The following is an 11890-nucleotide window of genomic DNA, read 5'->3' on the forward strand; positions in this document are numbered from 1 at the left end:
AAATGTTCCTATCAGCACTCCACCCAAATCTTTTACTTCGATCTCGGCAACGGTAGGTACAAGCAGGTTGCCTGCTTCATCAGTAGGGCAAAGGATCGTATCAGCTTTTAACCCGGTTTGGTCAACCTGATCAATGCCAAAACTTACATCCTGAGGCACGATTTGTTTTTCATCTTTCTGGCAGCTAACAACAGCAATGGCCAGGATTACAATTAATGATAAAATTCTTGTTTTCATAATTTTCTGTTTTGTTAATTGAATTTTTAATTTGGTTGATATTGGTTTGATTTGTTTGAAATCTCAGCACCTGGCAACCACCCCGGATACTGAGAGTATTCTTAATTCGTTAATGAATATTTTCTGGGTTCTAAATCATCATACTCACTTAAGCCAAATGGAATTATGCCAGATGACTTAGATTTGTGTTGGCTAGTGTTTTGAAATATTATTTTATCATCGGTGTGAAAGCCGAAGAGTATCGAATCCCAGGGTACAAAACATAGTACATCAATCTTGACTTCAGTCTTTTTGTAGGGCGTAACATCAATATCAAAATCAACGCCAGTGCTTACGTAGGAGGCATAGTATGAACCTTTGGTGGGTGTGGCCATAACAATTTCACCACCTGGTGTTTCGAGAAGGGCAAAACGCGATACATTATACGTAACCTCAGCACCACCAGGAAGATCGAGCTTTATAGATTGCGTATATAGTTTGCCGTTGAGAAAAAAGATGTCTGGATAATAAGCAACACCATTAATAATCACTTCGGCAACTGTAGGAATTTTAAGATTCCCTGACGCATCAAAATGGCATTCAACTTCGTCGTTGCTTTTGAGCAAAACAGGATCAACCTGGCCAATGCTGAATACAACGTATTGTTGTGCAAGTACTACTGAGTTCTCATGTTTCTGACAACCAAAAAAAGTGAGTGCTATGAGGCTGAGTGTCAGGTAAAGTAGTCTCATTGCTTATGCACAATTAAAATATGAACAATACGCTGTTTGGATCATGTAACATGATTGATATGCGACAGATTTTGCTGATAGCCTGGCTAAAGATGACATTTGAAAAGCAATTTGATTGGATTTAAAAAAAATAGATGGTTGATCATTACATTATTCATTTTCGGTAAACGCTTGATATAGCGTTCGTCAATTTTAATTTAGACTTATTCTTAATTATAAATCAGACAAAAACTTTAAAATAATTGGGTCACTTAACAACAACAATGTGTATTGATATTAAAGTCAGGCTAATATTAGATATGTTCAGAAATCAACCAAATTCCATGGAGCGCCCATGGATTCTGGCATTTCAAATGAACAAAATTAATTAAAAATCCGTCCCTTGATTTTCGTGGCAAATATATGGCAACAAAACAGCCACGCAACATGCATTTGTGTTTTTAACAAATCTTTAACACATTTAGATCAAATTTTGAAAGAACACAATAATGGATAATGATTATTTTTTTCATTAATCCACTAACTTACAACGCCTTACATGAAATATACGGTTTGTATTCAGCTAAATATACGCTATCCATTCACAACATGACGATAATTAATAAATACAAATGGTAGTTTCAACTAAGTTCACGAAACCTGGAAGGTAAAAATCAGATTACCAGATTTAAATAGCTGATGCTTGAACGTTGATTTCAAAAGTGTCGTAGTTTGTTGCAATTCTGTCTTCAGAAAACTTACAGAAAATTAAGAAAAAAACGTAAGAATAGCATTTCTGCTATGTATCTCTAAGTTGAAGGTATGAGAGTAAAATCGAGGATCGGCGAGAAACATGAATAAATTCAACGCAGAGCCATCAGAATTGTTGTAAAATCCCTTCATACGATTAGTAATCAAATACTTAGCGTTCTATCCAAAATTATTTTATTTAAAATGAGTCTTGATAAGAAGTGATAATGTATCTTTGCGTTTAAATTTATAAAGCATATCGGTACATGATTACCTATTTAATCAATCTGAACAGTTTTTAACAAAAAAAACAATCAATTATGAGCGAACTCATTAACAACTCAAACCGCAAAGCCTTGCTTAAGCATATGATCCTTCAACTGCATGAAGGCGAAGCTCCTGATCAGGTTAAGAACCGCCTGGTTGAACTCCTGAAAAAAGTTCCATACAATGAAGTTGTGGAAGTTGAGCAGGAACTTATCAATGAAGGACTGCCAGTTGAAGACGTGCTGAAACTCTGTGACATACATACTTATGTGCTGGAAAGCAGTGTTGATGCCAGCGGACAGCCTGAAATACCCGCCGGCCATCCGGTTGACACTTTCAAGAAGGAGAACCTGGCGCTTGACCTGGTGGTGAAATCGCTCAACAAAGCTTATGATGAAGCCTTGGATCTGGAAAATGATTTACCTGCATTTATCAATAAACTGCGATCCTTTTTCAACCAACTCATGGATGTGGATAAGCACTATCGCCGTAAGGAAAATCTATTATTCCCATATCTTGAAAAACATGGGATCTCTGGTCCTCCAAAAGTAATGTGGGGCAAGCATGATGAAACCCGGGCATTTCTAAAAGCAGCCAATGATGCTTTGCGCGAAACTACTATGAACAAAGAAGAAATGCTTACAATCATTGAATTATTGCTGAAACCGGCATCAAAGGCGATCACAGATATGATTATGAAGGAAGAAGAAATTCTGCTTCCGATGAGTCTCGAAACTATCCGCCTCAGCGAATGGTATGAAATTTACCATCAAACTCCGGAAATTGGATTCTGTCTCTACGATCCCAAAGTTGAATGGCAACCTTTGGGAGAAGAGGGTGAAAAAATTGAAGCAATGCAGGTAAACGGAAAAATTTCTCTTCCATCAGGAAGTTTTACAACTCAGGAACTTATGGCTGTTCTGAACACTTTGCCTATTGATATAACTTTCGTGGATAGAAACGACAAGGTTGCATATTTCTCGCAAGGTAAAGAACGCATTTTCGACCGCAACCGTGCTATCCTGCAGCGCGATGTAAGAATGTGCCATCCTCCGCATAGTGTTCACACGGTTGAACAGATCATCAACGATTTCAGAAGTGGAAAGGAAAGCCGCGCACCTTTCTGGATCCAAATGGGTGATAAGTTTGTGCATATAGAGTATTTCGCACTTCGCGACGACAAAGGCGAATACCTCGGAACTGTTGAAGTCAGCCAGGAACTTTCGGGCAAACGCAAGCTGCAGGGCGAGCAGAGGCTGCTGAGTTATGAGAAGTAGTTGGCAGGTGGCAGTGCCAGTGGAAGTGGAAGTGGCAGTGGCAGTGGCAGTGGCAGTAGCAGTAATTAAAATCCTTGAACTTTGAACTCGGAACCTGGATCACGGAGTACGGAACGTCGAACGCCAAACGTCAAACCTCAAACGACGAATTTTGAACTTTGAACCCGGAACCTTGAACAATGAACATAACAAGACATGTCAAATCGTTTAAAAATTACATCCAAAACCAGGATACGCGAATTGATTGATGCGTATCCTGAGCTAGAAGAAAAGCTTGTTGTAATGGCACCAGCATTTGGCAAGTTAAAGAACCCTGTGTTGCGCAGTACGATTGCCCGTGTTACATCCATCAGCCAGGCAGCTTTTATTGGTAATGTTGATGTGAACCAAATGGTAAATCAGTTACGCCAGGCTGTCGGACAGGAACTACTTTTTATTGAACCTAAAACCAAAACGATTATGAATCAAATACCCGAATGGCTAAATGAAAGCCATATAAAGAACACGATAGATGCCCGTCCTATGCTTGAGGCTGGTCAGCACCCGATAAGCATTGTATTTGAAGAGCTCGGCAAAATAAAATCCGGTGAAATCCTGAAATTGATTACCGGCTTCGTTCCGGCACCTTTACTTGACAAGGCAAAAGACAAAGGGCATCTGGTTTATACTGTTGAGAACAGCCCAAAAGAGTTTCATAGCTTTTTCTGTAAGACGTAATTCATAAGTGTTAAGGATTCGAACCTAACGCCCGTATTTTTTGTAATGCTGTAATGGAGTGATGCAGTGATGCTGTTTTTGCACTGCTTGCCTTAGAGGAATTATTCGGGGTGCGGGACCAATTTTTCCTTGAAGGGCCTTTCTCTTAAACGGAAAAATATGGATATTGATTAACAAGTTCGTTAGAATACTTTTCTAATCAACCGGATTATTTCTGATATACTCAATCAGTCCTTTTGATCCCTTTTCCAACAGATCAATCACAAGTTTAAAACCGGCATCACCGCCGTAATAAGGATCGGGGATATAATCATATTCATGGTGGTCGAAGAAATCGCTCATTCTGAAGATTTTCTTTTCATGTACAATACTTTGCGCCATTGACTTCAAATCGTGATAGTTGTTATCGTCCATGGCGATGATCACGTCGAAATCATCAAAATCTGAAACCAAAAACTTCCTTGAAGTGCTTGTAATGTTATAGCCCTCTTCCTTTGCATGGCGCCGCATTCGGGCATCGGCTTTCTCGCCGGCATGCCAGGCAGAAGTTCCCGCGGAATCAACTTCAACAGGAAGCTGTGTTTTCTCCGCAATTTTTTGAAATATAGCCTCGGCAGCCGGGGATCGGCAGATATTGCCAAGGCAGACGAAAAGGATGCGGGTAATTTTCATGAGGCAAAAATATAAAACCTGACAGACTTTATAAGCCTTTCAGGTTTTACGAAAGTTTATGAGGCGCTATCGCTGATCAGCTGCGCTCCAGATAAAAAAATGTATTCGTTGTTTGTTCGCTATTGGCAAATGAATATCAGAGACTTAAAAAATATTGAAAAGTTGCACTAGGAGGAGAAATGGATAATGCCCTCTCAGGTTATACTGATTCTTTTAGATGAAAAGCAATGTTCTCACAGTCTTCGCCTTTTTGATAATTCCGGTAACCGATAAGGAGATTTCTCACTCTCTCCGCTTCTTTTAGCTTCGCTCTGGTCGTTCGAAATGATTTCTCAGCTCCAGCTGAAAGATGGGGAGAAATCTCCTGCAACCAGCCATAAACCAACCTGCTTTCTTGCGTTTTTCTGCATTTTGACAGAAAAGTCCTACAATTTGCAAGAAAAGCCCTACCCTCCTGCCACCCACTGGGAGTACTTTTGCCACAATTCTTTCAGCAGGTAATTATTCTAAGAACCGATTTTACATTCGGAGTAAAAAATCCGGAAAAAATCATTTATCAGCCAAATCCATACAAAATGTGATCAATCAAAAGTGTTTCAAAAAAAATTGAAAATCTTTGTTTAAACCCCTATGTTGAGAACGCACAATACATATAAAATAAAAGTCAGGAGCTTTTAACAGAACATTAACAACTCATTGTGGTTTATTAGCGAACAATAGCCAACTTAAAAATAATTTAAATAAGTTCAAATAAAAATAAATTAAGACAACGATCAATAAACCATTCATTTACAAACACAACAACATGGAAATTAATTACAAGTATTTCAGCACTTTTTACAAAGTATTCATTATTGCACTGACGCTCAGTGCAACAACGTTCCTGAATGCTCAGGAACCTGCCACTCAGGGCAAGCCCAATCAGTTAAACAGAACTCTTGCCGGAGGAGACCAAAAACTATCTGAAGACTCACAAGTCAGCGATGCTGCCCCCTATGAGCCGCAGGACATTGTTGATGCCTTAGCTCCGAATGCTGTAACATTACAGGATATGGAGTTACGGGCAAAGCACCATCCATACATGCCCGGAGAAATCGTAATTGCTATGGAGCTGGGAACTTCCAAAAGTAATGCAGCTTCAGTGCTGGATCAATTTAACTGGCAGGGGCTTTTTGCGCAGCAGGGAGTTGAGCTTAGTTCAGTTTTAATGAAAGCTGACAGGGGAAGCTTTCGCAGCATAGCGCTGGTGCTTTTATCTTTGCCCGAAGGCATTGAGGTGTTTACAGCAATGAAAAAGCTGGAAGGCAAAAGTGGGGTTTTATGGAGCTCGCCCAATTTCTATTTCGAGGGAGATCCCCGCGAATTCAGTCCCAACGACCCCGACTATGCTGCTCAATATCATCACCCGCTGATGAAGAATGACCTGGCATGGGACATCACCCTTGGGAGCCCATCAATAGTTGTTGGTATAACTGACGATGGGGTGGAACTGACTCATAGCGATCTTGCAACCAATATCTGGGTAAATACAGGAGAAATACCAGGTAATGGTATTGATGACGACGGGAATGGCTATATTGACGATGTGAATGGCTGGGATTTCAGCTCCGGAAACAATAATCCAAATCCCAACCTATTGAGCGACACGCATGGCACACATGTTGCCGGAATTACTGCTGCGCGCACAAACAATTCTATAGGGATTGCAGGGGTTGCAGGTAATTCTGCCATTATGCCACTGCAATTTTATGCCGGAGGTCCATGGACTGCTGCCATAATTAATGAAACTTTTACCTATGCTGCTGATAATGGAGCCAAAATTGTCAATACCAGCTATAACATTGATGGATGGGTTGGTGATCCGGTATTTACGGCAGGTCTTCAATACTTGTATGATGCCGGGGTACTTCACCTTAACTCTGCCGGAAATAACAATCAGCTTAACCCGCCCCGCCAGGCTTTCCAGCAAACATTGCTGGTTGCCAGCACCGATGCCGCTGATGTAAGAAGCAGCTTTAGTAACTACGGCACCGGCATTGATATTTCTGCGCCGGGGAGTTCAATTCTCTCAACAGTTACAGGAAACAGCTATAATTTTCTTTCAGGTACCAGTATGGCTACGCCAAATGCTGCGGGAACAGCAGCGCTGATCTGGTCTGCCAATCCATCCTGGACACGCGATCAGGTGGCCGCTCAGCTATTAGCAACTGCTGATAATATTGATGCTGCCAACCCTACCTTGGTTGGATTACTTGGTTCGGGCAGGGTGAATAGCTATGCTGCACTCACAACTTTACTAGCAGCTCCTCAGGTTAAGTCAACCCCAGGTTTGCCTGACGAGGGAACGATAATATTTGCTAATCATCTTACCAGTTTTTCTGTGGCTTTTGACCAGGTGATGAATCCCGCATCAGTCAATAATTTGGCAAATTTTGAGCTACGCAATGCAGGGCCAAATGAAATTTTTGGTGACGGAGATGACCTGGTTCATCCATTAACAACCACAACGAACTATCAAATAGGTAGTAACCAATTGATATTTCAGATTTCTGACCTGCCCTTGCAATGCGGACTTCACCGTTTAAAATTGGTTTCGGGCGGACTGGAAAATCCTTTTGGTACTGAACTCGATGGAGATGGAAATGGAACTGGAGGCGATGATTATGTCCGGAATTTTGCAGTTGTGGACGTCCTTACCTATTTTGATGGAGATGGCGATGGATACGGAGCGGGCAGCCCTTCAACTGCCTGCCCCCCTCCGCCTGGTTATGTTTTACTGGATGGGGACTGCGATGACAACGATCCGCTGATTTATCCGGGAGCAACAGAAGTTTGCGATGGTGTGGACAATAACTGCGATGGAATAGTGGATTTTCCGCCTGCTGCAAATTATGTCAGTTCTGATGTTCCGGTGGCCATTCCAACTTCCGGAACCCCTACCGTAACCTCCGCATTAACAATCAGTGGTGCAACAGGTAATATAATTGATTTAAATGTAACGGATCTTAATATTCTGCATACTTATGTGGGAGACCTTAAAGTGACCCTTACTTCGCCGGGAGGAACCGTTTTGGTTTTATTCGATCGCCCTGGCCACCCCGTATCCACTTATGGGTGTTCACAAAATAACATCTTCACAACCTTCGATGATGAAGCATCGCTTACTGCAGTTGATTTTGAAAACACCTGCAATTCGTCAGCAACCACAACACCTCCCCACACCTATACCATTTCAGGCATTTATCAGCCAATAGACGCCTTATCTGCTCTTAATGGAACAAATCCTGACGGTACATGGACACTTACTGTATCTGATTTTTTTGACGGTGATGGTGGATCAATCGAAGGTTGGGGCCTGGAAATCTCAGTGCCAGATGTCACCAATACTTACTACGCCGATGCAGACGGTGACGGTTACGGTGATCCAAATGTGAGCATCGAATTAGCTTGCACGCCCGATCCGCTACTCGGCTGGGTACTTGATAATAGCGACTGCGATGATACCAATCCGGACATTAACCCCGCAGCTACAGAGGTTTGCGATGGTATGGACAACAACTGCGACGGAATAGTAGATTTTCCCTCTGTTGATACGTATGCCAGTTCCGATGTTCCGGTGGCCATTCCAACTTCCGGAACCCCTACCGTAACCTCCACATTAACAATCAGTGGAGCGACAGGTAATATAATTGATTTAAATGTGAAGGATCTTAATATTCTGCATACCTGGGTGGGAGACCTTAAAGTGACTCTTACTTCCCCGGGAGGAACCGTTTTGGTTTTGTTCGATCGCCCTGGCTACCCCGCAACCACTTTTGGGTGTGAACAAAATAACATCTTCACAACCTTCGACGATGAAGCATCGCTTACTGCAGTTGATTTTGAAAACACCTGCAATTCGTCACCAGGCACAACACCACCCTACACCTATGCCATCTCAGGGATTTATCAGCCAATAGACGCCTTATCTGCTCTTAATGGAACAAGCCCGGACGGTACATGGACACTTACTGTATCTGATTTCTTTGACGGAGACGGTGGATCAATCGAAGGATGGGGCCTGGAAATAATCTCAGTGCCAGGAATTATCTTTGTTGATGCCGGTGCAACGGGATTAAACAATGGCTCCTCCTGGACAGACGCCTTCACCGACCTGCAGGATGCCCTCAACAGCACCTGCCCGGGCATCACCGGAATATGGGTAGCCGACGGAACCTACTACCCAACTTCTGTAACAACTGACCGGGAGGCTACATTTCAACTAATAAGCGGCGTGGCAATATACGGTGGTTTCAATGGTACCGAAAGCATGCTGTCTGAGCGGGATTGGATTACTAACTCCACCATCCTCAGCGGGGATATTGATGGAGATGGAACCCTAACCGGCAACTCCTACACCGTAGTCACCGGCTCCGGCACGGAGGCCACGGCCGTGATTGATGGATTTACCATCACCGGGGGGAATAGTAATGGTTCCGGAGGTGACACCAGTCACTTCTCAGGCGGCGGAATTTACAGCAGCAACGGCTCTCCCACAGTAACTAACTGCACATTTACATGGAATTCTGTTAGTAGTACAGGAGGTGCATTTTTTATTGAAAATGGAAACTCCATACTGCGCAATAATACCTTCATAAGCAATCATGCCGATTTTTCAGGTGGGGCAATTCGATACGAGGGAGGTGAACATATTGCCGTAAACAATCTATTCGCACATAATACTACCAATCTTTTTGGTTCTGTAATTGGAACTGCCACTACTGACTATACCCTGATAAACAATACCTTTGTGAATAATGAAGCATCTGACATAGGAACTGTTGTGTATAATTTTAGCAGCAACGTTGACCTAGTCAATAATATCTTTTGGGGCAACACCAAAGGTGGTGAAACTGATGTGCCTGATGCTGACTTGATAAATGATATTGGTATAGTAAACCGCTTTGAATATTCATTGCTTCAGGCAAACAGCGCATACAGTGGTAATGCCGGTAACATAACTAATGTTGATCCTTTGTTTATTGATCAGCCCCCTGTGGGGATTTATACAGGTGGAGATTTGCGCCTGCAAGCCTGCTCACCGGCCATCAATGCAGGCAGCAACGCTGCTGTACCCGCAGGCATTATAACTGACCTGGATGGAACTCCGCGGTTCTATGATAACGGAACTGTGGACATGGGCGCTTATGAATACCAGGGTGAAAAAAATGTTAATCCGCCTCCCATCGCAATCATATCGGGTATAATTGATGATTTTGAAGCCGCCAGCCTGCCTAACGGCACGGATCCCTTCGGCAACGGCATTGGCTTCATCACCTTTGGTGATTTCGGGGCGGGTACAACCGTGGACATCGCAACCACCCTGGTTGCCGATACCGACCCCCTGGCAATGCCCGGACAGTCAGGCGACAATTACCTGCTCAGGTTTGAAGCTAACGTTAATGATTTTGGAGGTCTTACCCACGCCTTTGAAAATGAGGATGTAAATACCTGGGTAACGCAGGATTGGTCAGGCAATGAAGGTATTGCTTTCTGGCTCTACGGCCAAAACACGGGCAACAGCCTCTATTTTGAGATACAGGACAACCGCAATCCTGGCTCAACCATATTTGACGTGGAACTCTGGACCTACGCCTTTACAGACGATTTCTCGGGCTGGAAGCTGTTTGTCCTTAGCTTTGATGACTTCACGCGCAAAGAGATTGGCAACGGCGCACCCAACGATGGCTTTGGCCGTGACGAGGTGCATGGCTGGGTTTTCGGTGCGTTGAACACCGGAGGCGAAACTGTTACCTACTATCTGGACAATGTGATGGTTTACGGCGACGGTGGCCCTTTCTGCCCATACACCACCATAAATTTTTCAGCGCCCGCAGGCATGGCAACCTACGCCTGGAGTCTGTCAGTTATCAGTGGAGATGCATCCATAGGAAGCTGGGATAATAATATTTTCACCCCCGAGACCGACAACGAGCAGGATGTTCAGGTGGTTGGTGTCTGTGGCACAGTGTTCACACTCACCCTGACTGTAACAGACGCCCAGGGATGCACAGCTTCTGCACAAAACAGCTTTGTGGTGGAAGAGTCAGGTCTTGAATGGGTCAACGAACCGCAAGATTACAGTCTAGACTTCAACATGGACGATCTTGAGGCAGAAGTACAGAATTGGCTTAACAGCATGGAGGCATCCAGCAGTTGCTCTACATTAAATGCAAGCTATTTCCTTCCATTGTTGCAAGTGAACAGCCCCGGGGATATTCAAGAAAATTACATTAGCGGGAGAGCCAATTTTGGTCCATTGGAATTTAATGTCACAGGCGATCTCGAAATGGCTGATCCGGCCCTGGCCTGTGATCCGTTGCTAAACGACCTGACAAACAAGATTGCTATAATTGACAGGGGTATTTGCACTTTTACATCAAAAGTAAAAAATGCACAGGATGCCGGCGCCATAGCAGCGATCGTTATAAATAGTAACCCTGAACAGGGGGTGATAACCATGGGCGGAACTGACCCCTCCATCACCATACCTTCCCTATTCATTAGTTATGAGGATGGCCTGGTGCTTAAAACCGCCATGCAGCAAGGATTGGTAAATGCTACTCTAAGCCACTTTATAGATCTTCAGCCAGGTGATTACCCTGTTTTATTCCGGGCTACAACCCAATGCCAGTTAATTGAGAAAACTGTTACCCTGCATATTGAAGTTACACCGGTCAACCTTGATCTTAACGGTTTGGTTATTGGCGAAAATGACAGCGAGTGTTTTGGCGCTACACAGAATATCACTGTTCAGGATGTTACCGTAAATGCCGGAGGCAGCCTTACGCTGATAGCAGGCAACTCGATCATCATCACTCCCGGGTTTATTGTTGCAGCCAATGCTTACTTCCATGCGTATATTTCTGATGAATATTGCCTATTGCCGGCTTCACTGCTTGCCCTGGAAACAGAAGTTGAAAACAACCCGGCCTTAGATTTTAATGAAAACCTTTCGGATGATCTGAGGATTTTCCCAAATCCGACCACTGGCGGGTTTACTATTGAAATGGGAGAAACCTTTGGTTCAAATAAGACTTCTGTAAGCATATACAACCTGATAGGTGAACTTATACTAACGAACGAAAATGTCTTAAATCAGGCAGAGTTTAACCTCTCTGGGCATCCCAACGGGATATATGTTGTCCTGATAAGAAATAATGAAAACACAGAAATCAGGAAACTGATCAAGCAATAAGTTCTCGGGTGAATGCCCTGTCC

At 43.3% G+C, this 11890-nt stretch carries 6 protein-coding genes; 3 read left to right on the forward strand and 3 right to left on the reverse strand.

Going from position 1 to position 11890, the window contains the following annotated elements; all coding sequences use genetic code 11:
- Both IH597_08940 and IH597_08945 read right to left on the reverse strand, forming a co-directional pair.
- Positions 1-237, reverse strand: a 237-nt coding sequence (locus IH597_08940) for a hypothetical protein (GenBank protein MBE0662579.1), incomplete at its 3' end; no start/stop codon positions are given.
- Positions 238-338: 101 nt separating this feature from the next.
- Complete coding sequence (locus IH597_08945) at positions 339-968, reverse strand: hypothetical protein (GenBank protein ID MBE0662580.1); 630 nt, start codon at positions 966-968, stop codon at positions 339-341.
- 1049 nt (positions 969-2017) lie between these two features.
- Between IH597_08945 and IH597_08950 the strand changes: the two genes are divergently transcribed.
- Positions 2018-3241 (forward strand): DUF438 domain-containing protein, encoded by a 1224-nt coding sequence (locus IH597_08950; GenBank protein ID MBE0662581.1) that lies wholly within the window; start codon positions 2018-2020, stop codon positions 3239-3241.
- A 195-nt stretch (positions 3242-3436) separates the two neighbouring features.
- The gene (locus IH597_08955) at positions 3437-3958 is read left to right on the forward strand and encodes a DUF1858 domain-containing protein (protein MBE0662582.1); all 522 of its coding nucleotides are present in this window, start codon (positions 3437-3439) and stop codon (positions 3956-3958) included.
- A 195-nt stretch (positions 3959-4153) separates the two neighbouring features.
- Here IH597_08955 and IH597_08960 read toward each other — a convergent pair whose 3' ends face one another.
- Positions 4154-4630 (reverse strand): low molecular weight phosphotyrosine protein phosphatase, encoded by a 477-nt coding sequence (locus IH597_08960; protein ID MBE0662583.1) that lies wholly within the window; start codon positions 4628-4630, stop codon positions 4154-4156.
- 805 nt (positions 4631-5435) lie between these two features.
- On the opposite strand from IH597_08960, the gene IH597_08965 reads away from it, so the two are divergent.
- On the forward strand, positions 5436-11867 hold the full coding sequence (locus tag IH597_08965) for a S8 family serine peptidase (protein ID MBE0662584.1): 6432 nt from the start codon (positions 5436-5438) through the stop codon (positions 11865-11867).
- Positions 11868-11890: the final 23 nt, after the last annotated feature.

This window comes from Bacteroidales bacterium (genome assembly GCA_014860575.1).
In the GTDB taxonomy this organism is placed as follows: domain Bacteria; phylum Bacteroidota; class Bacteroidia; order Bacteroidales; family JAAYJT01; genus JAAYJT01.